General features: G+C 41.1%; 20 protein-coding genes and 2 tRNA genes. 18 read left to right on the forward strand and 4 right to left on the reverse strand.

Annotated features, from left to right (window positions below; all coding sequences use genetic code 11):
- Positions 1 to 64 precede the first annotated feature (64 nt).
- Complete coding sequence (locus tag CGICJO_RS05715; RefSeq protein WP_486499954.1) at positions 65 to 1,003, reverse strand: LysR family transcriptional regulator; 939 nt, start codon at positions 1,001 to 1,003, stop codon at positions 65 to 67.
- Between the two features lie 195 nt (positions 1,004 to 1,198).
- Here CGICJO_RS05715 and CGICJO_RS05720 point away from each other — a divergent pair, with 195 nt between their 5' ends.
- Positions 1,199 to 1,936 (forward strand): tRNA threonylcarbamoyladenosine dehydratase, encoded by a 738-nt coding sequence (locus CGICJO_RS05720; RefSeq protein WP_486499955.1) that lies wholly within the window; start codon positions 1,199 to 1,201, stop codon positions 1,934 to 1,936.
- Here CGICJO_RS05720 and CGICJO_RS05725 read toward each other — a convergent pair.
- From CGICJO_RS05725 to CGICJO_RS05735, 3 genes are all read right to left on the reverse strand, one after another.
- Complete coding sequence (locus CGICJO_RS05725) at positions 1,908 to 2,414, reverse strand: phosphatase PAP2 family protein (protein ID WP_486499956.1); 507 nt, start codon at positions 2,412 to 2,414, stop codon at positions 1,908 to 1,910. The genes CGICJO_RS05720 and CGICJO_RS05725 overlap by 29 nt on opposite strands.
- Positions 2,415 to 2,478: 64 nt before the next feature.
- A complete protein-coding gene (gene asnB / locus CGICJO_RS05730; protein ID WP_486499957.1) occupies positions 2,479 to 4,314 on the reverse strand; it encodes an asparagine synthase (glutamine-hydrolyzing) in 1,836 nt (611 codons plus the stop codon).
- 4 nt (positions 4,315 to 4,318) lie between these two features.
- A complete protein-coding gene (locus tag CGICJO_RS05735) occupies positions 4,319 to 5,548 on the reverse strand; it encodes a hypothetical protein (protein WP_486499958.1) in 1,230 nt (409 codons plus the stop codon).
- Positions 5,549 to 5,626: 78 nt separating this feature from the next.
- Between CGICJO_RS05735 and CGICJO_RS05740 the strand changes: the two genes are divergently transcribed.
- The 17 genes from CGICJO_RS05740 to CGICJO_RS05820 all read left to right on the forward strand — a co-directional run bounded on the left by CGICJO_RS05740 (position 5,627) and on the right by CGICJO_RS05820 (position 24,093).
- Positions 5,627 to 5,884 (forward strand): YabP/YqfC family sporulation protein, encoded by a 258-nt coding sequence (locus CGICJO_RS05740; protein WP_087378983.1) that lies wholly within the window; start codon positions 5,627 to 5,629, stop codon positions 5,882 to 5,884.
- A 10-nt stretch (positions 5,885 to 5,894) separates the two neighbouring features.
- Complete coding sequence (locus tag CGICJO_RS05745) at positions 5,895 to 7,076, forward strand: sporulation protein YqfD (RefSeq protein ID WP_486499959.1); 1,182 nt, start codon at positions 5,895 to 5,897, stop codon at positions 7,074 to 7,076.
- A 243-nt stretch (positions 7,077 to 7,319) separates the two neighbouring features.
- Positions 7,320 to 8,096, forward strand: a complete 777-nt coding sequence (locus CGICJO_RS05750; protein ID WP_087378979.1) for a TIGR00282 family metallophosphoesterase — start codon at positions 7,320 to 7,322, stop codon at positions 8,094 to 8,096.
- A 252-nt stretch (positions 8,097 to 8,348) separates the two neighbouring features.
- The gene (locus tag CGICJO_RS05755) at positions 8,349 to 10,010 is read left to right on the forward strand and encodes a DAK2 domain-containing protein (protein ID WP_087378977.1); all 1,662 of its coding nucleotides are present in this window, start codon (positions 8,349 to 8,351) and stop codon (positions 10,008 to 10,010) included.
- A gap of 80 nt (positions 10,011 to 10,090) precedes the next feature.
- Complete coding sequence (recG, locus tag CGICJO_RS05760; protein WP_486499960.1) at positions 10,091 to 12,130, forward strand: ATP-dependent DNA helicase RecG; 2,040 nt, start codon at positions 10,091 to 10,093, stop codon at positions 12,128 to 12,130.
- A 290-nt stretch (positions 12,131 to 12,420) separates the two neighbouring features.
- Complete coding sequence (locus CGICJO_RS05765; protein WP_486499961.1) at positions 12,421 to 13,755, forward strand: D-alanyl-D-alanine carboxypeptidase family protein; 1,335 nt, start codon at positions 12,421 to 12,423, stop codon at positions 13,753 to 13,755.
- A gap of 166 nt (positions 13,756 to 13,921) precedes the next feature.
- Positions 13,922 to 14,010, forward strand: a tRNA-Ser gene (locus tag CGICJO_RS05770).
- Between the two features lie 31 nt (positions 14,011 to 14,041).
- Positions 14,042 to 14,131: transfer RNA gene (locus CGICJO_RS05775), tRNA-Ser, on the forward strand.
- Positions 14,132 to 14,193: 62 nt separating this feature from the next.
- Complete coding sequence (locus CGICJO_RS05780) at positions 14,194 to 14,898, forward strand: SGNH/GDSL hydrolase family protein (protein ID WP_486499962.1); 705 nt, start codon at positions 14,194 to 14,196, stop codon at positions 14,896 to 14,898.
- Positions 14,899 to 15,003: 105 nt separating this feature from the next.
- A complete protein-coding gene (bilS, locus tag CGICJO_RS05785) occupies positions 15,004 to 15,489 on the forward strand; it encodes a flavodoxin family protein BilS (protein ID WP_486499963.1) in 486 nt (161 codons plus the stop codon).
- Positions 15,490 to 15,778: 289 nt separating this feature from the next.
- Entirely contained in the window at positions 15,779 to 20,167 is a 4,389-nt protein-coding gene (locus tag CGICJO_RS05790) for a LamG-like jellyroll fold domain-containing protein (RefSeq protein WP_486499964.1), read from the forward strand.
- A 123-nt stretch (positions 20,168 to 20,290) separates the two neighbouring features.
- Positions 20,291 to 21,247, forward strand: coding sequence for an AAA ATPase domain-containing protein (locus CGICJO_RS05795; RefSeq protein ID WP_486499965.1), 957 nt, complete (start codon positions 20,291 to 20,293; stop codon positions 21,245 to 21,247).
- Positions 21,240 to 21,743 carry a stage III sporulation protein AB gene (locus tag CGICJO_RS05800; RefSeq protein WP_486499966.1) on the forward strand — a complete coding sequence of 168 codons (504 nt, stop codon included), beginning with the start codon at positions 21,240 to 21,242 and terminating at the stop codon, positions 21,741 to 21,743. The genes CGICJO_RS05795 and CGICJO_RS05800 overlap by 8 nt, the downstream gene beginning before the upstream one ends.
- A gap of 19 nt (positions 21,744 to 21,762) precedes the next feature.
- Positions 21,763 to 21,957, forward strand: coding sequence for a stage III sporulation protein AC (spoIIIAC, locus tag CGICJO_RS05805; RefSeq protein ID WP_087378961.1), 195 nt, complete (start codon positions 21,763 to 21,765; stop codon positions 21,955 to 21,957).
- 2 nt (positions 21,958 to 21,959) lie between these two features.
- Positions 21,960 to 22,352: a SpoIIIAC/SpoIIIAD family protein gene (locus CGICJO_RS05810; protein WP_486499967.1), complete on the forward strand. Its 393-nt coding sequence runs from the start codon at positions 21,960 to 21,962 to the stop codon at positions 22,350 to 22,352.
- Between the two features lie 23 nt (positions 22,353 to 22,375).
- Positions 22,376 to 23,602 carry a stage III sporulation protein AE gene (locus CGICJO_RS05815; RefSeq protein WP_486499968.1) on the forward strand — a complete coding sequence of 409 codons (1,227 nt, stop codon included), beginning with the start codon at positions 22,376 to 22,378 and terminating at the stop codon, positions 23,600 to 23,602.
- Entirely contained in the window at positions 23,599 to 24,093 is a 495-nt protein-coding gene (locus CGICJO_RS05820; RefSeq protein WP_486499969.1) for a stage III sporulation protein AF, read from the forward strand. The genes CGICJO_RS05815 and CGICJO_RS05820 overlap by 4 nt, the downstream gene beginning before the upstream one ends.

Consider the following 24,093-nt stretch of genomic DNA (forward strand, 5'->3'; position numbering starts at 1 on the left):
AAAAACAGAACCAAACAGGGAAACAATCCATGTTACCCTTTGCTTGGTTCTGTATAGTTCAAAATTAAATATATGTTTCTGCCGAAAGTTCTTCTATGGTTTGGTTAAGGCAGTCAAAAAAGCTTTTTTCAGTTTTGCTGAGCTTATAGTCGGTTCTGTGGATAAGTATATCCTTGCACATATCGCCTACATTTACGCATCTTCTTTGAACCAGCTTATGTTCCTTTAGAATTTCCGCAGGCAGGGGAGATACCCACATATATGTGGTTGGAACTCCGTTTAAAAGGTCAAACTGGCTTCCTCTTTCATATATGTAAATTCTGCTTTGGTTTTTCGGCTGTGAGTCGTTTTTGTAAAGCTGTGTGTGATTTACAGAGGGAACAGAAAAATCACCGTGGGTTATTTCTGTGAACAGCTCCAAATCCTCAAGTCGGATTTCCTTTGACTTGGCAAGTGGGTTTTCCTCTGACATCAGCACAAGGTACTCAAACTCCCAAAGCTGTTTGCGCTGAAGACTTTTGTCAGCCATTATGCTCTTAAAATATTTTTCGTGCCTGTTGCTGTATCTGATAATTCCCAGATTATACTCGCCGGAAGCCACGTTGTTGATAATTTCCGTTGAACCTGTTTCCCTGAAATCTACATTCAATTCTTTTTTCTTTACAAGCTCGTTTATAAATTTGGAAAAGGTGTAGGTTATGTAGCTTGCTCTTGGAACACAGATATTAAAGTTTACCATGTTGGAGTTGTTTTGTGAATAAAGGGCTTCCATTTCGTCAATAAGAGAAATGATGTTTCTGGCATAGCTTAAAAACTCTGTACCCTTTTTTGTGGGATATACGCCGTGCTGTGTGCGCTTGAATATTGCAAAGCCCACAGAGGCTTCAAGCTTTTTAATCGCTTTTGTAAGATTAGGCTGTCCCATGTAGAGATTGTTTGCCGCCTGAGTTATTGAGGCGGTTTTTTCAACTTCCAATGCATATTTAAAGTAAGTTACATTCACTTAAAAACCTCCGTTCAATAATTACAATCTTAAATGTTTACATTCAATCGTTGTTCGAAATTTAATGACTTACAAATATAATACAAATTATTTGTAAGTCTGTCAATGGTTTTGTGAATATTGAGCGGTATTGATTTTTTTTATACCTTACTATAAAATAAACAAAGAATATGAAAAATCAGAAAGGCTGGTAATATGGATTTTCAGAAAAAGGAAATTTTCTCAAGATGTGAAATGACCGTGGGACAAAACGCCATGGAAAAGCTTTATTCCTCCCGTGTTGCCGTGTTCGGTGTGGGCGGAGTAGGCGGATATGTGGTTGAAGCTCTTGTGAGAAGCGGAGTGGGAACTATAGATATTTTCGACAAGGACGTTGTGTCCGTTTCAAATATAAACCGTCAGATTATAGCCGACTGTGAAACAGTGGGAATTCCTAAGGTTGAAGCGATGGAAAAAAGGGCTAAAAAAATAAACCCTTATGTGGTAATAAACCCACACAGGATTTTTTATCTGCCGGAAACTGCGGACAGTATAGATTTGTCGGTATACGATTATGTAGCGGACGCCGTGGACACTGTCAGCGCAAAGATTGAGCTTATTACAAGGTGTAAAAAAGCCGGGGTAAAAATAATATCCGCAATGGGCGCCGGAAATAAGCTTGACCCAACAGCCTTTAAAGTAAGCGATATAAGCAAAACCTCCGTGTGTCCTTTGGCAAGGGTTATGCGCAGAGAGCTTAAAAAACGTGGAATAAAAAACGTAAAGGTGGTTTACTCCACGGAAGAGGCGAAAACGCCCATTGACCCAATAATCGACAGCGAAAGCAAAAAGGCAATCCCGGGAAGCTTTGCTTTTGTTCCGTCGGTAATGGGACTTATTATGGGCGGCGAAATTGTAAAGGATATTATTGCAGAGGCAGAAAATAAGGAATAATAAAATAAAGAGAGGACAAAGCGCAGGAATACAAAGCGGCGGCAAGCACGTCACGGACAAAATGTACACCTGCAAAAATCCTGCTCAAAGCTACAAGCAGGGCTAAAATGGTGTAAAAAATTCCCAGATAAATATTTGTGTAGAAAAATGCTCCGGATATTGCAAAGGCGCTGGCGCAGTGGCGGCTGGGAAAGGTTTCTCCCTTTTTATCTTTGGAAATCAGCGGCGGCAAGTCCATTTTTTCGTATGGTCTTTGAAAGTTAAAAAGCTTTCTGAATACAGTGACGGAAAGAAAGATAAACGCCGGTATGATCACTGCAAGAATAATTTTTATATCCCATGTTATGGCGAGAAAACCGAGCAAAAGCAGGTATGAAGCCGCCATAAACATGGGAATTTTTTTATATATGAATTTCAGAATTTTAAACTGTATTCCTTTAGAAAAAAACTTGTGGATTTTCTGATAGAAGCTTTTCAAGATATCATCCCCTTTGTTATGCTTTGATTTTAACATTTTATTGAAAGCATAACAAGGGATTTTTTTATATGAGAATTTCCGGCTGGTATTTTTCGTACCACATTTCCAGTTCAGCTATATATGCAAGAATCTGAGGAGCACGCATGAGCTGTCCGTACCAAGGTGAAGAAATCTTATCTGGATTTTCTATTATTGACATGACGCCCTCACGGTCCAAAAGCTTGGAAATAGGAGAACCGCTGTCCAAGGCTTTTACTGCCATTTTTGAAACAAGCTCCATATACTCAGGGTTGTGGGTTTTTGGGTATGGGCTTTTCTTTCTCCAGACGATTTCTTCCGGCAGAAGCTTTTCAAAGGCTTTGCGGACAATTCCTTTTTCTCTTCCTCTTAAAGCCTTTATTTCCCATGGCATGTTAAAGGCGTATTCAACAATTCTGTAGTCGCAGAAAGGAACACGAACCTCCAAACCGCTGTACATGGAACAGCGGTCTTTTCTGTCCAAAAGACACTGCATGAACCAGTAGAAATTCAGGGCGAACATTTCCCTCATTCGGCTTTCAAGCGGAGAGTCGGTTTTCAGCTTTTCGACTGAATTTATTGTTTCAAGATACTTTTCCCTTGCGTATTCCTCGCCCTTTGGCAGAACGTCTTTTTTCAGGATGCTTCGTCTTATTGACGGGTCTTTTGACCAGGGGAAACAGTCCTCGAAAAGGATTTCTTTGTTGTGATACCAGGGGTAGCCTCCGAAAAGCTCATCGGCACATTCTCCTGATAAAGCTACGTCAAAATTTTCCCTGACCTTTTTGCAGAACAGCAAAAGGGAGGAGTCCACATCCGCCATGCCCGGCAAATCCCTTGCGTATACTGCGTCCTCCAAAGCTTCCGCCAAATCTTTGTTGGAAAGAATTATTTCACGGTGGAGAGTGTCGGCTTCACGGCTCATCATGCCGATGTATTCAAAGTCGGCTGTGGGCTGGAAAAGGCTCTTTTGAAAATATTTTCTGTTGTCCTCGTATTCAACACTGTATGTGGAAATTTTTCCCTTGCCTTGTTCCTTGTAGTAGTCGGAAGCGGTTTTGACAATTATACTGCTGTCCAAACCTCCCGAAAGGAAAAAGCACATGGGTTTATCTGTGACAAGCTGGCGCTTTATAGCGTCCTGCAAAAGATAGCGGACGTTTTCTTCCGTTTCCTCAGGGCTGTGGGTGTGAGGTCTGGCACGGAGTTTGAAATATGTTTTTCTTGTAAGCTTTCCCTTTTTGAGGAATGCGTATTCTCCAGGCTTAAGCTCCTCTATATTTTTGAAAACTCCGTTGCCGCAGGTTCGTGCAGGACCTAAGAAAAATATTTCGTTAAGTCCGTTTTCATCAATCTGAGGTTTTACCGCTCCCGTGGCAAATATAGCCTTTATCTCCGAAGCGAAAACAAAGCCTTTTTCGTAGTCTGAGAAAAACAGGGGCTTTACGCCTATTCTGTCACGGCAGAGGAAAAGAGTTTTTTCTCTCTCCTCATAAATTCCAAAGGCAAAAATGCCGTTGAGCTTTGTCACAACGTCGCTGCCCCAGTGGATATACGCTTTCAGAACCGCTTCCGTGTCGCTGTGTCCTGAAAACTGAAAGCCTGCATAGACAAGCTCTTTTCGTATTTCCTCGGTGTTGTAAAGTTCGCCGTTGTACACTATGGTGTATTTTCTTCCGTGATATGAAAAGGTCATGGGCTGGCGGCCTTTTTCTATGTCGATAATGGCAAGCCTTCTGTGTATCAGGGCAAAGCCTCTGCCTATATATTCCCCTTTCTGGTCAGGACCTCGTGATTTTAAAGTCCTTGACACAGCGGCAATTTCTTTTCCTTTTGTGTAAAAATCTATTTCGCTGTCAAGCCAGCCTGCAATTCCGCACATAATTTTACCTCCTGCTGAAATTGAGTTTTTCTTTTAATTGTGTTATGTGTTTTGGTTCACAAAATTTCTGCCCCAAAGAAAATAAAAAGCAGAAACAAACAAAGATGAGAATGATAAATTTTAACGGGTTTTCTGCATCCTCCGGCAGAGGTTTTTCCGTAACCGAGGAAAAAACACCGGCTGTGTTTTCAAAAACAGGGAAGAACATTGTCAAAACATAGATTACACAGCCGTTTATAAATCCCTGCATCACTCTGAAAATAAAAAACAGTGATTTTGAGAAGCTTATGTCCTTTGCGGCGAAGTAAACCTGCAAGTGGACGCAGATTCCCCCAAAGCCTGTTATGAACCCCAAAAACCATAGGGGCGCAGAGTTTGCAAAATTCTTTACTCCGGCGCTTACCTCCCACAGAGCTAAAAAATTATCCCTTAAAAAACTGTTATATGACAGAAGAGGCAGGATTATTCCCGATACTGCGGAAAATAAAACCACTATAAGGCACATGCGGAAAGCTGATTTCCCTGCGGTTAAAGCGGACTGAAAAATCAGGGAAAACAGACTTTTTTCTTCCCTGTCTATATTACTGTGATTTTTTTCATTGTGTTCGGGAAAAGTAAAATTTTTTTCAGCTTTAATCTGTTTTCCCAGTGGTCTTAAAAAAATTCGTGATAAAAGAACCATAAACAAAATTGTGATTAACTGAGCTGAAAACAGCAAAACTCCTGTTTCACGGGAGGAAAGCAAGTTAGCTCCCGTATAGGATACAAGAAATCCCATTCCGCTTCCGAAAGCTATGTATATCATAAGCCGGGACTGCTTTTCCGTAAGGACGCCTTTTTTGTAGAGATTGTTTACCGTCACCGCTCCCACGGGATAACCTCCGAAAGCGGCTAAAAGCAGAGATTGCACACAGGAAAAATCAATTCCTAAAAGCTTCTGAAAAAAGCCGTCGAGTTTATTATGGCTGTTTTTTGTGCTTACCGATGAGGAAAACAGGGCGCTTACAAACATAAAGGGAAACAGGGAGGGTAAAAGTGTTTCGATACACAGATTTATTCCCTGTAAAGTTCCCTTTGAGGATTGGGCGGGAAACATCAAAAGCAGTAAAAAGAATAAAAGGGATAGAGCCATTGCCAAAAGCTTTCCATGGCTTTTTTTAACCTTTGTCTGTTGTAAATATTCGTTTTTTTCACCTTGTATGGTTTTATTATTTTTCCCGTTTACATATATCATTTAGTATCACCGATTTATTTATATGCGCCCTGTTGCGCAGATTTGATAATGAATTTTATGTGAGCAAGGGATGGTTTTATGAATAAGAGAAACAAAGACGGAGGCGGATTTTTGAGGGATTTTGATTGCAGACAGCCGGTAATTGAGTTTACCGGAAACAGAAACGCCGTAATTTACGGATGCAAAGGTGTTGCCGAATACGGCGAGGACGTTATAAGAGTGAATACAGGAAGTCTTATTGTAAGCTTTTTCGGGAAAAACTTGGAGCTTAAAAGCCTTAATACCACCACGCTGGAAATAGGCGGCTTTATTAACGATGTTCAGTTTACTTACTGAGGTGTTTGAAATGTTTAGCGAGCTTATGATTTTAAGAATGATAAGAGGTTATGTGGATTTTTCAGTGTCGGGAAAATACCCAGAAAGGTTTCTAAATTCCGCTTTTAAATCCGGTGTTAAAATCTGGTCGCAGAAATCATCAGGCGGCAAAGTTACCGGAAAGATGTACGTAGGCGATTACAAACGATGCAGAACAAAGGCAAGAAAAACAGGCGTCAGGTTAAAGGTTTTAAAAAGACACGGTCTGCCTTTTTTTATACATAAAAATAAAAACCGAGCCGGACTTTTAGTTGGTGCGGCTGTGTTTTTTATAATGATATTCTTCATGTCTTCTTTCGTGTGGACAATAGACGTGGAGGGTGTTTCAAATATCAGCGAAAATGAAATACGAACTTTGCTGAAAGACTGCGGGGTTTATGAAGGTGCTTGGTCTTCCTCAATAGATGTGCAGTGGGCAAAACGCCAGCTTTCCCACAAATATCCCATGATAACCTGGTCTGCAATAAACATATACGGAAGCAATGTTGACGTTATTGTAAAAGAGGGGCAGGAGAAAAATAAACCGGATATTTCAACACCTGCAAACATTGTGGCGGAGAAGGACGGCTTCATAATAGCTATGGAAACCCGTGACGGTACAAACCTTGTAACACTGGGCCAGTCTGTTCTGGAGGGGGAGCTTTTGGTAAGCTCAGCCATAGAGATTGAGGGTCAGGAAACACGGTTTGTAAGAGCTCAGTCAAAAATAACCGCTCAAACCACCGAGATTACGGAGTTTTCCGCAGATAAAAATATCGGGCTTATAACCTCAAGGGAAGAGGCTGTAAGCCGTCTGGGAATATCCTTTTACGGAGCTGATTTTCCCGTCACCCTTAATCAGATTGACGGAATAAATTATTACAGGGTGCTTGAAGAAAACTGCCTTGTACTAAACGGCGTTTCTCTTCCGGTAAGTCTTATAAGTGAAAAAAATTATGTCTATGAAAAAACTCAGGTTGAACGAACCGACGAGATGATTGATAAAGCCTTGGAGATAAAGGAAGCTTTGTACGAAACCTTTCAAATGCAGGACGCTGTAATTACAGGCAGAAATGTCTATGAAAGCAGTGAAGAGGGAAAAGCTGTGAGAAAAAACGCCTATTCCTGCATTGAGGATATAGCTTTGACATCGCCTTTGGAGATTGAGCAGTAATGTAAATATCTGTCGGGAAATGATTTATCAAAGGATAAAAAATACGGAAATGTTTTTTGGTTTAAGAAGTGAAAATACTTTGCGGGGAAATATTATAAAGAAAAAGTTTTTGTCGGGAAATAGAATATTGCGCCGTCGTTTTGTAAAATAAAAATTTAGATATGCTTTTTCTTTGAATGAAAGGTAAAATATGATATAATAATAAATAAAATCTGATAAGGAATTTAAAGGGGAATAAATCTTATGAGAATACTATGCATAGGCGACGTTGTGGGAAGCGTCGGATGTAACTTTTTGAGAAAGCATCTTCACTCTGTAAAAAAGCTTCACGGCGTTGACCTTGTTATATGCAACGGGGAAAATTCCGCCGACGGAAACGGTATAACTCCCGTGTCTGCACAGCATCTTTTTACCAGCGGCGTAGATGTTATTACCCTTGGAAATCACAGCTTCAGACGAAAAGAAGCCTATGAAATGATTGAAAACGAACCGTATATTGTAAGACCTGCAAATTTTCCCCCTGTCTCTGCACCGGGAAAGGGAATTACTCATGTGGATATGGGAAGAACTATTGTAACGGTTATAAATATTATGGGAAACAGCCATATGGAGAACACGCTCAGATGTCCTTTTGAAACTATGGATAATCTTTTAAAACAGGAGTGCGGAAGGGTTATAATAGTTGATTTTCACGGTGAAACCACCAGCGAAAAAAGGGCTATGGGATTTTATCTTGACGGAAAGGTTTCTGCGGTTTTCGGAACTCATACCCATGTTCAGACTGCGGACGCTCAGGTTTTGCCAAAAGGCACAGGCTACATCACCGACGTTGGAATGACAGGAACCATTCAATCTATTTTGGGCGTAAAGCCTGAAATCATTATTGAAAAGTTCAGAAGCGGTATGCCTGCAAGATTTGATTTGGCTCAGGGCGATTGCAGAATGGACTGTGTGTTGTTTGAAATCGACGAAAAAACAGGAAAATGCATATCCGCCGAGCATTTATCTGTTCGTGATTAAGGTGGTTATTTTCCACAAAAATAAATTGAGTTATATTTGTTTATTAAGAATTGAAAACTATTGAATTAGTTAGGGAATATGTTATAATATAGAAGATATATGCTTTTGTAAATTTTAAGAAAAAAATTATTTACATTGGTTTGTATGTTAAAAAACTTGTATGTCCGTGAAAGTGGACGCTTAATTGATTAAAAAAATATCCGCCCGGCGGATTAGATATGGCAAAATTAAATGTAGAAGGAAGTGTTTTGTATGATAAACAGTCGTATGCTGAAAAATGCGGTTATATCAGGTGCAAACAATATTTGCTTGCAGAAAATTCAGATAAACGATCTGAATATTTTCCCTGTTCCTGACGGCGATACAGGAACAAATATGTCTATGACCATAACCGCTGCAAAGACGGAGCTTGAGAAAAAGGAATTTTCTACCGTCGGAGAAGTCAGTGCTAAGACTGCTTCCTCTATGCTTAGAGGAGCAAGAGGAAATTCAGGCGTTATCCTTTCCCTGATTTTCAGAGGCTTTGCAAAAGGCCTTGAGGGAAAAGAGGAAGCCGACGGACTTGACCTTGTAAAGGCTCTGGGACTTGGCGTTGACGCCGCTTACAAAGCTGTTATGAAACCTACCGAGGGCACAATCCTCACAGTTGCAAGAGTTGCTTATGAAAAGGGTCTTACAGCCGCTATGGAAAGCCGTGACGTGGTTTATGTTTGGAAAGAGGTTTGCGCAGCAGCTTACGACGCATTGGATACAACTCCTGAACTTTTGCCTGTTTTGAAAAAAGCAGGTGTTGTTGACGCCGGCGGCAAGGGTTTGTGCGTGATTTTTGACGGTATGCTTTCTGTATTTGCAGACGGAAAAGTTATCGAATACAATGGTGACGAGGTTAAGACAGAAGAGGTTGACGAGTTCAGAAGCGCCGCCGCAGAGTTTGATGACGACATCACTTTCACATACTGCACAGAGTTTATTGTGGGCAGAAACCCTGATGTTAAGACAGAGCCTAACGAGCTTAGACTCTTCCTTGAAACAATAGGCGACTGCGTTGTGGTTGTTGACGACGACGAGATTATTAAGGTACACGTTCACACTGAACAGCCGGGAGACGCTCTCAAGAAGGGTCTTGAGTTCGGTTCTCTCTTGACTGTTAAGGTTGAAAATATGAAAGAACAGCATAAGGCTGCCAAAGAAGAAAACGACAAGAAAAAAGCTCAGGCAGAGGAGAAACCGGCCTTTGAACCGGCAGAGCCTACAGAGGAGTACGGCTTCGTGGCTGTTGCAGCCGGCGACGGTGTTGTAGAGCTTTTCAAGGATTTGGGATGTCAGAATGTAGTAAGCGGCGGTCAGAGCATGAACCCAAGCACTGACGACATTTACGAGGCAGTAATGGCTACACCTGCTAAGAATGTTTTTGTACTTCCAAACAATAAAAACATTATTATGGCTGCTGAGCAGACTGCTGCTATTGTTACCGACAGAAAGGTAATTGTTTTGCCTACAAGAACAATTCCACAGGGTCTTACGGCTATGCTTTCCTTTGACCCTGAAATGAGTCCTGAGAGCAACAGAGAGGTAATAATGGACGCTGCATACGGTGTAAGCTCCGGTTCCGTTACTTTTGCCGCAAGAGATTCTGAATTCGGCGGAAAGAAGATTAAAGAGGGCGACATAATTGCCCTTGAAAACGGCAAGCTGACAATCAGCGAGAAAACACCTGTTAAGGCTCTTTACAAGCTGACAAAATCAATGGTTACAAAGAGTACTTCTTTCATCACCATAATATGGGGTCAGGGAATAACAGAAGAGGAAGCTGCCGAGGCTGAGGAGCTTGTAAGAAATAAGTTCCCACATATCGACGTTACAATGGTAAAGGGCGACCAGCCTGTTTACTACTTCATTCTCGGTGTTGAATAATAACCGTAAAATAGCGTATTTATTCGGGGTGATGATAGCATCACCCCGTTGTTTTTAAATTGTTTGAAGGAGGTGTTTTTTTGAGTCTGTTTGAAATTCCAATTGAAAAATTAAAAGGGATAGGCCCTAAAAAAGGTGAGCTTTTCAGAAAGCTTAAAGTAACCTCTATAGGCGAGCTTATCTATTTTTTCCCCAGGGATTACAGCTTCCGTGGTGAAGAGGTTGAAATAAGCAGGGCTGAGGGTCTGGACAAATGCCTTATCAAAGCCACTGTATGTTCTCCTGTTGTGACAACAAGAATTACAGGAGGAAGAACTATAAGCCGTGTAAGTGTCTTTGACCAAAGCGGAAGTTTAAAGCTTGTTTTTTTTAACAACAGGTTTATTTCAGGTATGTTGAGCTACGGCGAGGAATATTATTTTTCCGGGAAGGTTGAAAGAAACGGCGGTCATCTGCAAATGGTATCGCCTATGTTTTATAAAACTGCAGATACACGTGAACTGAACCCCGTGTATCACTTAACCGCAGGACTTTCAAATCTCACTGTTGAAAAGGCGGTTAAGAAGGCTCTTGAAATGCTTCCTGAAAAAATCAACGACCCTATACCTTTGGAAATCAGAGAAAAGTATGATTTAGCTGATTTGGGTTTTACAATCAGAACTATACATTTTCCCGATACTCAGGAAAATCTCTCTAAGGCGAGAAACAGAGCGTCCTTTGAAGAGCTTTTGGTTTTAATGCTGGGTCTTTCTGTTATCAGAGAGAAAAAGCGCAGGGAAACCGCTATAGTCACAGAAAAGAGCTATCTTGAGGAGTATAAAAAGCTCTTGTCCTTTTCTATGACCGACGACCAGGAAAAGGCGTGCAGGGACTGTATTTCTGATATGCTGAAAAACACTCAGCCTATGAACAGACTTGTACAGGGCGACGTTGGTTCAGGTAAAACAGCGGTTGCCGCCGCAGTTGCCCACACTGCCATAAAAAACGGTATGCAGGTTGCCTTTATGGCGCCTACGGAAATTTTGGCAAGACAGCATTTTAATACCCTTAGAAAGATTTTTGAGAACACGGATATCAGCGTTGAAATTCTCACGGGAGCAATGACTGTAAAGCAAAAAAATATTGTCCGTGAAAAAATCGCCTCCGGTGAAGTTGATATAGCTGTGGGAACTCATGCATTGCTTACGGATAAAACAGTATTTAAAAATCTGGGACTTGCGGTTACAGACGAACAGCACCGCTTCGGTGTTTCTCAGAGAGCAGCCCTCAATTCAAAAGGAAATGACCCCCATGTGCTGGTAATGAGCGCAACGCCTATACCTAGAACCCTGTCTTTGATAATTTACGGAGATTTGGATATTTCAGAGATAAGAACAATGCCTCCCGGCAGACAAAAGGTGGAAACGCTTGTTATAGACAGCTCAAAGAGAAAACGTGCCTACGGATTTTTAAAACAGCAGATTGCAGAGGGTCATCAATGTTATATTGTATGTCCTTTTGTGGAGGACAGCGAAACCGAGAATGTGGCTTCAGTGGAAACCTTTGCCCAGGATTTGATGCTTGGGGAATTTTCCGATATTTCTGTTGGTGTGCTTCACGGCAAGATGAAAGCCGCCGACAAGGAAAGCGTTATGGCTGACTTTGTTTCGGGAAAGATTTCCGTACTTGTTTCCACAACGGTTATAGAGGTTGGAGTGGATGTTCCCAATGCCAATGTGATTATGATTGAAAACGGCGAAAGGTTTGGACTTTCACAGCTTCATCAGCTCAGAGGGCGAGTGGGAAGAGGAAATGTAAAATCCTACTGCATAATTGTTTCCGACAGCTCTTCCGAAAATGCGGGCAAAAGGCTTAACACAATGAAAACAATGCATGATGGTTTTGGAATTGCCGAGGAGGATTTAAAGCTGAGAGGTCCCGGCGACTTTTTCGGACGCCGCCAGCACGGACTTCCAGAAATTACCATTGCCGGCCTTAAAAACATGGATATCCTTTTGCAGGCTCAAGAATGTTCTGATTTTATACAAAAAAATAATCTGCTTTCGGAAAAATCTTACAGGGGTTTAAAAACTCAGGTTAACAGGTTTTTGAAAAGAGCTGAGGATATAGATTTTAACTGATATTTTAATATAATTGGGTAACATGGTTTAACTTTGATAAACAGTTTTTTAGATAACTAAAGGTTAAAATCGAAATATTGTTGTTGAAATTAAGTAACGATTATTGTATGATAAATACTATGGATGAAAATTAAAGTTAAAAAATTATCATGCATGATTGTCACAGACAATTTGTTTGTGCGAAAGAGTAATGTGTTTATGGTTTTATGTTTTCCGTTTCTCTGACATGTTAGTGTTTTCAAACAGACATAATATGATAATTGTGTATAGATTATCAACAGGAGGAAAAAATGAAGAAAAGATTGCTGTGTTTATTTTTCTGTGTCATGATACTGACAGTGTTGTTTTGCAGCACTTTTATGTCTGTATCAGCATATGTATACGACTTTGAGGGGGAGTACGGAGGAGAAATCCGCTCTGCGTCCGTATTATTTAAAAGTCTTGATACAGGAGAGGTTTTGTACGAGAAAGATGCCGATACAAAAAGATATCCCGCTTCAACAACTAAGATTATGACATATATTATCACAGTTGAAAATGTTGAGGATATTGAAAATACCAGAGTTGAGATTAAGCAGGATATAATTTCCATGCTTGACGGAACAGAAAGCTCTATGGCAGGACTGCAGAATAAAATAGGCGAAACAGTTTCTGTAATTGATTTGCTCTACTGTTTGATGCTTCCTTCCGGAAATGATGCGGCTTTGGTTTTGGCTGATTATGTTGGCGGCGGCAGCATAGAAAATTTCGTTGATATGATGAATGCAAAGGCTGAGGAGCTTGGATGTGAGAATACACATTTCGTAAATCCTCACGGACTCCATGACGATGATCACTATACAACCGCAAGAGACCTTATGAAAATATCTGAGTATGCACTTAACACATATATGTTTAAAGAGGTAACTTCAACTGCTACATATTATTGTGAAGGCGACGATTATCCGATTTATACCACAAACAATCTGATTGATGAAAACCGTGGAGAGGATCAATATTATCCATATGCTGTATGCGGTAAAACAGGATTTACCGATCAGGCAGGAAAATGCCTTGTACAGACAGCGGAAAAGGACGGCTACAGCTACATACTTGTTGCAATGTATGACGATCCGTTTTCCGGAATAACAGGAACGGTTCTCGATGCAATTAACCTATTTAACTGGGCGTTTGATACATTTGAAATGAGAACAGTTGCAGACACTGATGTTCCAATCTGCAATGAGAAGATTCTGTATTCCTCAGGCAAAGACAGCATATTGCTTATTCCGGAGTCCAATTTCGTTACTTTGATGCCTACCGACACAAAGGATACGGATATAGAGATAGTTCCTCAGTTTGAAGAACCGTTACAGGCTCCTGTAAATAAAGGCGACGTTGTAGGAACTGCTCTTATCAAATACAGAGGCGATGACTATGCAACAATAAACCTTGTTGCAACTGAAAGTGTACAGAGAAGTGATTTGAAGTTCTTCTTAGGAACTTTCGGAAATCTGGTTTTGTCACCCTGGTTTATAATAATAGCTGTTGTTTTTGTTTGCCTGCTTTTGGTTTATATTATTGTTGTAAAAACCCTTTCAGACAGAAACAATGCAAAGGTTAAGAAGTACAGAGATTTTAAATAATTAAATATCAGTTCCCGTTATGTTTTCCATAGCGGGAACTTTTTATGTGGAAGAATATAGTGTTACAGCCGATTAAAAAATTTTTGTAAAATAATAATAAAAAAACTTATGAAAAATGTTGACAAGACGGTTTGTCTGTGATATAATATCCACTGTCAGTTGCGATGGAGAGGTGTCCGAGTGGTTTAAGGAGCTAGTCTTGAAAACTAGTGATCCCGCAAGGGACCAAGGGTTCGAATCCCTTCCTCTCCGCCATTTATTTTTTAGCAATTTAATTTGCCATCTTGGAGGATTACTCAAGTGGTGAAGAGGCTCCCCTGCTAAGGGAGTAGGTCGGGTAACCGGCGCGAGGGTTCAAATCCCTTGTCCTCCGCCAAGAAAAAAGCACTTGCATATGCAGGTGCTTTTTTCAGTTTATATAAAAGAAACGGTGATTTTATGGGATATAAGTCTGAAATAATAAAGAAAATCAAAGAGGGCGCAAAAATAAAGATAACAGGCGACAGCCTTTCCGCAGGAACAGGAAGTTCATGTTGTGTCAGAACCGATGAGGTTGTTTTCAAAGACGGTGAAGATATTTTTTACAGAAAAACTGCTCCAAACAGCTGGGGTGGATTGTTTGCAAAATACATAAGCGAAAAATATCCATGCTCATCTGTAATTAACAAGGGCTGTGACGGGGCAAACACAACCCAGCTTTTAAATAATTTTGATAAAATAGTTGATGAAGACGACGACATTGTGATTTTGCTTGCAGGTGCTAACGACAGAAAAAGACCTGACGGACTTCATGAACTTTATGATAACCTTATTAAATTTACAGAGCTTATGGAGAAAAAGGGAAAAATCATTGTGCTTGCGTCCCTTAATCCGTCTACCGAAAGCAATGAATTCTATATTAACCGTATTCATCACAGCGAGGATATTGAAACAATCCTCACTATGGTGGCAGATGAGAAAAATCTTCTCTTTGTGGACAACTACAGATATATTCAAAATTATCTTGTGGCTTCCGGAAAGAAAATTGACGATATAATCTGCGGCGAGGGCTGTAAAAACGACGGTCTTCATCCAGGCGATTTTGTACAGAAGCTTATGTACATGAATCTTATGGAAACTTTGGGCTTTGGAATAAGGCTTTAAATATCATATATAAATCACATGGACGTAATCTTTACAACATATAACAGGTTTATTATTTAATTATGTTAACAATTAAACAATGCTGTTTGAAAGTGAGGAAGTATTATGAGAAGTGCAGTGGTATTTGACAGCAAAACAGGAAATACAAAGCTTTTGGCTCATTGGATAGCGGAAGAAATTAAGGATTGCGTTTACTGCGGAGATATCGATAACGCAGTTGAGGCGGATACATATTTTGTTGGATTTTGGACGGACAAGGGCAGTTGTACCGATAAGGTGAAGAATTTTCTTGAAAGCCTTCACGGAAAGAGGATTTATCTTTTCGGAACTGCCGGTTTTGGCGTAAGCGATGAATATTTTGAAAAGATTTTAAATGGCGTCAAGGCTTTAATTCCTGCTGACAATGAAATTATGGAAATGTTTATGTGCCAGGGAAAAATGCCTATGGCTGTAAGAGATAGATATGAAAAAATGCTTGCAGACCAGGATAAAGCGGCACAGGCTCAGATGCTTATTAAAAACTTTGATATGGCTCTTTCTCATCCCGACGAGAAAGACAGGGAAAGCATGATAAAAAAATTAAAAATCTGATATTTATTCCAATTTTATAAGACTTAATTAAGCGGACAGAAAATCTCAATCTGTCCGCTCTTCTTTTTTGTGTTTTTAGAAATTTATTTAATTTGCTAGATGAAACTTTTTTAAATAAATATTTCGTAAATCTATTGAAAAACTTATTGTAATTAGTTATAATAATAACTATATGATATGTTATTTTGTTTATATTGCTGCATAGGCTTGCGGTGTGTGATTTTGTATATTGGTAGTTTGATTCCTTTGGGTTTCAATCGACTGTATAAACATAAAAAGGAGGATAAAAATGAAGAGAGCTAAGAAAATACTGTCTGTTATTTTGGCTTTGGGCATGATTTCCACCATGTGCGTTTATTCATCATCGGCGGAAATAACTCCAAAGGCTGATATAGACAGCAATTTGACGGCACACTGGAATTTTGAAGAAACCGATGCAAGCGGCAACCCTGTCAATATCGGTTCGGATTCTTCGATTAAAGCTGTGCTTGAGGGAAACAAGGTGTCCGTAAAGGACAGCGGTGACGAAACATACGGAAAGGTTCTGCACTTTGAGTCTAAGGGCGATGCTGCGGAAAATTCCAGAATGTTTATTGGAGATATGTTTAATCCAAAGCAGGAAGATTTTTCAGTTTCACTGTGGGTAAACAACTCATCACAGCAGGTTACCAATCAGAACACAATTATTTTGCAGTTTGCCGATAAGGACGGCGCAACAGGAAAAACATTCATGTACAGAAGTCCTGAGGATAAGTACACTGTTTACATGAACGGCACAGGCATAGTAACATCGTCTGCAACCGCCGATGGAAAATGGGAGAATATCACCATTACAAAGGAAAACCTTGACAATGGAAAATATACTCTCAAGTTCTATATTAACGGAGAGCAGACATATACAGGTGAGTGTGACGCTTCACAGGTAATTGACAAGGTTACAGACCTTATAATCGGTTCTCATAAGAACAAAACAGACAAGGACAACGGTCAGTTTACAGGTGACATAGACGACCTGCGTTTCTATGAGAGAGTTCTCACAGCTGATGATGTAAAGGCTCTTTACAATGCAAAGACAGATGAAGCTGTGAATTCTCAGCTTGAAGCTGCAATATCACAGGCTGACAGCCTTCTGAAGAGCGGAAAGCTTGAAACAACACATCAGGCATATGTTTCACTTGACAATTCACTGAAAAAGGCAAAGGCTGCTTTGGAGACAGGAACAACAGAGGAAAAGCAGAATGCCATTTCTGACCTTAATGAAAAGATTGCTGATTTTAATACAGCAGTTGACGGCGAGGACGCATTAAATAAGGGTCTTGTGGGATATTGGACAGCAGACAGCGGTTCTCTTGAAAATATGGCTCAGGGCGGCACATTGACAGCTACAATGTCAGGAAGTAATCTTACAATAGCTGAGTCCGATATTGAGAGCATGGGAAAAATGCTTTCATTTGCTAAAAAGACTTCCGGCAACAGCTCCAATGTTACCATTTCTAACGGATTGAATTCACAAAATGAATTTACTATTACCATGTGGGTTAAAAATTCTGAGGATCAGAAAGATACTACCATGAGCACTGTTCTTATTCAGCAGAGCACTGCAACAGGCAGAAGCTTGCTTTTCAGAACAACAAGCGGTCAGTACGGCACATATATTTCTGAGGAAAACAAATATTTCGGAGAGGCCACAAGCTATAATGAGTGGCAGCATTTGGCTCTTGTTAAATCAAACGGAACAGACGGAAATTATACAATAGCTTTGTATCTTGACGGTGTTAAGCTTGGTGAACATACTCTCAGCAAAAATAACGCCACAGCTGTTACAGATTTGATTATAGGTTCTCACAAGCAGCTTGGAAATTCAGACCAGTTTGCAGGAAGTATGGATGAAATACGTCTGTACACAAGGGCTCTTTCTGAAAATGAAGTTAAGGGAATATATCAGCTTAATTCTGCTGCTGTAAACGAGCAGAAGCTTGTGGCTTTAAAACTTCAATATAACGAGCTTTTGACAAAGGCGAAGGAAGCTTTGGCTTCAGGCGATTTGACTGAGGACATGCCGGAGTACATAGCTTTGAAAGAGGCTGTTGACCACAGCGCAGAAATCCCGGAAAATATTATCTACGAGGATATGCTCGCAGAATATGAAGCATTGAGCACAGCTTATGATAATTATCAGAATGCTTCACCTATTGTTGTTACAATAAATACAGATGATGTTACAAATATAATAGACAACGGCGTATTCGGTATTAACCATCGTTTCGGTTTCAACGGTTACGGCACATTTGATTCCGAAACAATGACAATGAAACAGGACTTTGTTGATTTGTATAAGGAAGCAGGGTTTGGTTCTGTCCGTTATCCGGGCGGTTCAATTTCAAACCTCTTCCAGTGGAAGGGAACATTGGGCAGCAAGGACGAAAGACTTGACCAGGTTCACGGTTATTACAACACAAACAGCAACGGTCAGCCTCAGAGAGGTATAGCCTCTAACTTTGGTATTAAAGAGGTAGGCGACTTTGCTTCCGATGTTGGTTCTGAGATTGTTTATGTTTACGGAATGGGCAGAGGAAGCGCCAGCGATGCGGCAGACCTTGTTGAATACCTTAATGCTCCAAACGACGGTTCAAACCCCAACGGCGGAATTGACTGGGCAGCAGTGAGAGCTGAAAACGGTCATCCTGAACCTTACAATGTTCGTTACTTTGAAATGGGCAACGAAATGAACCAGGGCGGCGGCAAGGACGGCGACGGACTTTGGAGCCAGGGCTTCTGGACAAACTATGTAAACGGAAAGGCTTCCGATTATGCATATATTGAGGGCGGCACTGTTGTCTGCGAAAAACAGTACGCTGTTGCATATGATGACTGGAATTCAATAGAATCAAAGTCAGACGGAACAGCTAATCAGATTTTCTATATGAGATATGCTAATCCTCATCCGGCTTTGGGTATTGCCAACGGAGATATCGGACTTAGAGATATAACAAGCGGCAACAGCGGAGTTATGGAGCAGTATAACTATGACCCTGCGGATTATGCGGACTTTAAAGCTATAAGCAGTAACGACGAAACCACAAAGGTTTATGTGGGCAATGAAGAATGGAAAGTAGTTTCCGACCTTTCAACAGCAGGAGCTAACGATAAGGTTGCAAAAATCGACTATGCAACAGGCGGAATTATCTTCGGTGACGGTGTGAACGGAGCTATTCCTCCAAAGGACAGCCGGATTTTTGTAAGCTACACAGTTGAAAGAGAAGGCTTCATAGATATCAGTCAGGCTATGCGTGACACTATGGAGCAGATAAACAACAACCTCAAGAGCAAAGGCGAAGAGGAAAAAGAGCTTTATATTTACACAAGCTGGGAAACATCAAGCTTTATAAATATTATGCATCAGAAAGGCGCTGACAGCCTTTATGACGGCATGACAATTCATCCATACGCAGGAACACCTGCCGGCGGAAGCGCAAACGAGGAAACAAAGAAACAGTTCTATTACAGCACACTTTCCCTTATTCCGGGAACAGTTTCAAGAGTTTCAAACCTTGTAAATGAAATGAGAACTATCACAGGTGACAATACTAAGGTTCCGGCTATTTCCGAATACGGTATTTATCCGTCTTATGATACAATGGTTCGTTCACAGACACACGCTTTGTATATAGCCCGTGTTCTTATGGAGTACATAAGACTTGACAGCCCATATATTCAGAAGCACTGCCTTGTTGACTGGTACTCATCCGGCGGAGATTCCCTTGGACCTACACAGCAGGCTGTTATCCAGGCGGTTCCGCAGGAGGGCGCAGACATAATTACCGGTGAGGGTGATTATAAGTTCTTCTCAACACCGAGCGCAAGGGTATTTGAAATGTACAACAGTGCTTCCGGTACTGATGTTCTTTCCTCTACATTCAGCGACACAAGAATTCTCGATAACGGAACTGAACAGTATGCCGCTATGGCAAGCAAGGACGCCGACGGAAACGTATATCTTGCTTTGGTAAATTCAAAGGTTGATGGTAAGGGTATTGTCGATATTAAGGTTGACGGAGTTGACCTTTCCGGAAAAACTTTGGAAATCCAGTACATCTCCGGCGACACCTTCTATGCGGAAAATACTATTGACAATCCTGACAATGTTGATGTTATCAGAACCACTGAGACAGTAGCTGAAAACAGCGAAACTGCAAGAGTTGTTGTAGAACCTCATTCATTTACAATAGTGAAGGTTGTAAACGCATTGGTTGAAGAACCTGATGTAACAGAGCTTAAAAACAAGGTGGAAGAAGCTCTCCCGATGGTTGATATGGAAGAATACACAGCCGAGAGCAGAGAGGTTCTCAAAACAGCTATTGACGAAGCACAGGCAATAATTGCAAAGGCTGAGGCAGGAGAAGAGATTACACAGACTCAGGTTGATGAGGCATTAAAGGCCATAGAAAGCGCTGTTAATTCCCTTGAGCTTGTTAAGCCTGATTTCGTTTTGGGCGATGCAGACGGTTCAGGAAGTATGACAATAGACGATGCTTCTTATATACAGCAGTATCTGGTAAAGGCTATTTCAGCAGATAAATTTGTATTTGAAGCGGCGGATACAAATAAGGACGGAAAGATTACCGTATATGACGCAACAAAAATACAGCTTGCTATCGCTTCAAATGAAGACCTGTAAATAAAAATTTAAAACCTAATATCTATCCCCGAAGGATTAATGTGATATTACTTAATCCCTCGGGGATTTTTTTGCATATTTTCCTATTGCCTTTCATAAGTATTTGGTAAAGACAAAGGAGGAATGAGAAAAATGGACAAAACTGCCATAGATTTTGAAAAAGCTTTTGACTGCGCCTGCTGTGTGGTTTCCCAAAGGCTTAGAAGACGTCTGTTTACTATGCAAAGGGATAAAAAGAAAAATATTCAGGAGGTAAGACTGAGAGCCGGACGACCTTTAATGTTCACTGTAAATGGTGAAAACTGCTTTCTTATGGAAAACGGAGATATAACAAATGAGTTTGAACCGAAAAGGTGTGTCACGGTTTTTCCTGAGGATATTTCCGAAACCTTTAAAAATCTCTGTAACAATTCCGTTTACAGCCACAGACAGGAGATAAAAAGCGGATACATAACAATAAACGGAGGTCACCGTGCCGGAATTACGGGAACTGCCGTGTGGGAAAACAACGGGATTTCCAATGTGAAAAACATAAGCGGAATTAACATAAGAGTGGCGACCTCACACAGAGGGTGTTCAGAGAAGCTTATAAGCCTTATCGACAGCGGAGGAATACTTATCTGCGGAGAGCCTTGCTCGGGAAAAACCACAATGCTCAGGGATTTGGCTTACGAGCTTTCTGTAACCCGCAGAATGAGGGTTACGGTTGTTGACTCAAGAGGGGAGATATGCTCTGTATGCTCGGGAATACCCCGTGAGGATTCCGGTTACTGCGATGTTTTGGACGGTTATACAGTTAAATACGGTGTGGAACAGGCGGTGAGATGTCTTTCGCCTCAGGTTATCATCTGTGACGAATTGGGAGAAGATGACGTGGAGTCATTAAGGCGTGGGCTTAACTCAGGAGTCACATTTGTCACAACGGTTCACTGCAAAAATCCTCTTCAGCTTAAAAAGAGAAGTCAAGGCGCAAAGCTTTTGGAAACAGGGGCGTTTGCAAACATGGTTTTTCTGAAAAGCTGTAAAGAGGCGGGAACAATAGGGGAGATAATAAAACTGGGGGAATATCCCCATGGTTAAGTGGCTGGGAATTATTTTGATTTTTACAGCCTGCTGTTATTTCGGAGAGATAAGCAGTAAAAATCTGTTCCGCAGAAGAAATTTTCTGGGAGATGCCACTGTGTTTATCGGTACTTTAAAATCTAAAATCAGATTTACAGGTGAGGAAATCTATTCGGCGGTGAGGGAGAGCGCTTCCCAGCCTCTTGTGAAAAAATATTTCGGTGATTTTAATGTGGTTTCAGGAGAGGATGATTTTTCGGAAATCTGGAACGGTATGTCGGCTGAAGCTGCCGCAGGGTGCAGTTTGACAGCGGATGACCTTAATCTTTTATATGGATTGGGCAGAGGTCTGGGAGCTACAGACACAGAAGGTCAGATAGACCATCTTTCCATGTATGAAGAATTTTTCCGCCAGAGTTATGAGGCGGCGAAAGAGGAGGCAAAGACAAAAGGACGCCTTTACAGAATATGCGGCGTCTGTGCGGGAGCGGCGTTTGCCCTTCTGCTTTTATAAAGCGTTGGAGTGAAAAGTTATGGATGTAGATATGATTTTCAAAATTGCCGCAATAGGAATAATTGTGGCTGTGCTTAACCAGCTTTTGGTGAGAAGCGGAAGAGAAGAGCAGGCATTGCTCACAACCTTGGCAGGCTTGATAGTCGCTTTGATGATGATAATAGGACAGATTGACAATCTCTTTGACACAATAAAATCTGTCTTTGGGCTTTAGCTATGAATATCGCAGGAGTATGCGGAGCGGCAATAGTCTGTGCAATACTTTCCCTATTGGTGAAAAAGCACAACGGAGAAGCGGCTTTTGCCTTGCAGGTCTGCGGATGCGTTATAATTATCCTTTATGTGATTGGGGAAGTATCTCAGATTACGGAAACTATACGTGAGATGGCAGAGGATTTTTCAATAAATCTGGAATATATAGAGGTGATTATAAAAGCTCTGGGAATATGCTTCCTTACGGAATTTGCAAGCGACTGCTGTAATGACGCCGGATGCTCCGCACTGGGAAACAATGTGCTGCTCTGCGGAAAAATTATGATATTGATTGCCGCTATGCCGATGCTTCAAGACCTGCTTTCTTTGGCTTTGGGTCTTTTGTCGGCAGGCTGATTAAATTAAAGGACGTAAAGATTATGATGATTTCCTTTGACTGCAAAAGAAAACAAAGGTGTTTGAAAGTGTTCTGCGTGATTTCTGTTTTGTTTCTGCTGGTGCTTTGGTCATCAATTTTTGTAAGAGGCGAGGAGTATCAGGCAGTACCGGAAACCACCGAAAACAGCGGAGAGGAACAGGGGGACAAGGATGATGCGCTGGATTACATAGAGGATTTTCAGCAGGGAGAGGACTTGATAAACGCTCTTCCCGACGATACCAAGGAGATTTTAAACAGCCTTGATATTTACGGGCCTGACTATTCCTCTCTTCTTGATTTGGATTTTTCAAGGCTTGCCGGAGAGGCTATGAAGCTTATAACCGGCCAGGGGAAAACGCCTTTCGGTGTTTTTGCTTCCGTATGCGGTGTTATGATAATTTTTGCCATACTGGACGGATTTCGGGAAGGGCTTAAAAGCTCGCCCATGAGCGAGGTTATGGGAACGGTTTCCGTATTGGCTGTGACCTCAATAATAGTTCTTCCTGTTACAAAGCTTATTGAAAACTGCGCCGGTTCACTTATGGTTTCCACAAGCTTTTTGCTTGCCTATCTGCCGGTTTTTGCAGGGATTGTTATTTCCTCGGGAAATTCCGTAAGCGGTGCGGCTTACTATTCGGTTATGATTGGTGTGGGAAATGTTATTTCTCTGTTATCTTCCCATGTGATTGTGCCTTTTATGAATGTGTTTCTTGGAATTTCGGTTATGGGGGGAATGTCCCCTCAGTTAAAGCTGGGTGGGATTTCTTCGGCTATTTCAAGAGCGGTAAAGTGGATACTTGCTTTTTCAATGTCTGTTTTTTCGGCTCTGCTTACCTTTAATACCTTGCTTACAAGCTCTGCCGATTCTGTCGCCACAAGAGCTGTAAGGTTTACAGTTTCATCCTTTGTGCCGGTGGTGGGTTCAGCGCTTTCAGAGGCTTACAGGACGGTAAAATCCGGTATGGGACTTTTAAAATCGGGAATAGGGGTTTTTGTTATTATCTCCATAGCCGTTATTTTTTTACCGGTTCTTATTCAGTGTGTGCTGTGGCTTTTATCACTTAATCTGTGCAAGCTTGTCGGTGAGATTTTGGGACAGAATACAGCGGTAACGCTGTTAAACGGCGTTTCCTCGGTGCTGGGCGTATTGATAGCTTTGCTTTTGTCCGTCTGCACGATTTTCGTAATATCCACAACAATTATACTGGTTGCCGGAGGTGCGTCGTGAGCTTTATAAGCGAGGTGGGCGGGATAATCTGCCTTTGCTGTGTAATAAGCGCAGCGGTGGGAATTATCGCCCCTTTGGGAAATACAAAGAAGATAATGAACGTAGTTATGGGGATTTTTTTGCTTGCTGTGGTGATATCCTCATTTACAAAGACCTCTGTTGATTTTTCTGAGGAGCTTTATATAATGCCGGACGGAGAAGAGCTTTCCGCAGAGTATGAGGATTACTATGAAAATGAGGTTATCTCTGTTGCGGAAGAAAAGCTCTGTGAATATACAGACTATATTTTGAAGCAGGAGGGCATAGAGGCTTCCGACATAAGAATTATTCTTGAAACCGACAGTGACCATGGAATATATGTTGAAGAAATAAACATATACATAAATCAGGAACAAAACCGGTTGTTCAGAACAAAGATAAACAGTCTTATAAAGAATGACTTTAAAGTTTTTCCGAATATTATAACTGTTGATGAAGGGAAAGAGGCTTAA

This window comes from Candidatus Limousia pullorum, from assembly GCF_057405065.1.

Coding starts and splice junctions, on each gene's coding strand:
- CGICJO_RS05720 (WP_486499955.1), top strand. CDS start 1,199: ATGGATTTTCAGAAAAAGGAAATTTTCTCAAGATGTGAAATGACCGTG.
- asnB (WP_486499957.1), bottom strand. CDS start 4,314: ATGTGCGGAATTGCAGGCTGGCTTGACAGCGAAATAGATTTTTACACA.
- CGICJO_RS05735 (WP_486499958.1), bottom strand. CDS start 5,548: ATGATATATGTAAACGGGAAAAATAATAAAACCATACAAGGTGAAAAA.
- CGICJO_RS05740 (WP_087378983.1), top strand. CDS start 5,627: ATGAATAAGAGAAACAAAGACGGAGGCGGATTTTTGAGGGATTTTGAT.
- CGICJO_RS05745 (WP_486499959.1), top strand. CDS start 5,895: ATGTTTAGCGAGCTTATGATTTTAAGAATGATAAGAGGTTATGTGGAT.
- CGICJO_RS05750 (WP_087378979.1), top strand. CDS start 7,320: ATGAGAATACTATGCATAGGCGACGTTGTGGGAAGCGTCGGATGTAAC.
- CGICJO_RS05755 (WP_087378977.1), top strand. CDS start 8,349: ATGATAAACAGTCGTATGCTGAAAAATGCGGTTATATCAGGTGCAAAC.
- CGICJO_RS05765 (WP_486499961.1), top strand. CDS start 12,421: ATGAAGAAAAGATTGCTGTGTTTATTTTTCTGTGTCATGATACTGACA.
- CGICJO_RS05780 (WP_486499962.1), top strand. CDS start 14,194: ATGGGATATAAGTCTGAAATAATAAAGAAAATCAAAGAGGGCGCAAAA.
- bilS (WP_486499963.1), top strand. CDS start 15,004: ATGAGAAGTGCAGTGGTATTTGACAGCAAAACAGGAAATACAAAGCTT.
- CGICJO_RS05790 (WP_486499964.1), top strand. CDS start 15,779: ATGAAGAGAGCTAAGAAAATACTGTCTGTTATTTTGGCTTTGGGCATG.
- CGICJO_RS05795 (WP_486499965.1), top strand. CDS start 20,291: ATGAGAAAAATGGACAAAACTGCCATAGATTTTGAAAAAGCTTTTGAC.
- CGICJO_RS05800 (WP_486499966.1), top strand. CDS start 21,240: ATGGTTAAGTGGCTGGGAATTATTTTGATTTTTACAGCCTGCTGTTAT.
- spoIIIAC (WP_087378961.1), top strand. CDS start 21,763: ATGGATGTAGATATGATTTTCAAAATTGCCGCAATAGGAATAATTGTG.
- CGICJO_RS05810 (WP_486499967.1), top strand. CDS start 21,960: ATGAATATCGCAGGAGTATGCGGAGCGGCAATAGTCTGTGCAATACTT.
- CGICJO_RS05815 (WP_486499968.1), top strand. CDS start 22,376: ATGATGATTTCCTTTGACTGCAAAAGAAAACAAAGGTGTTTGAAAGTG.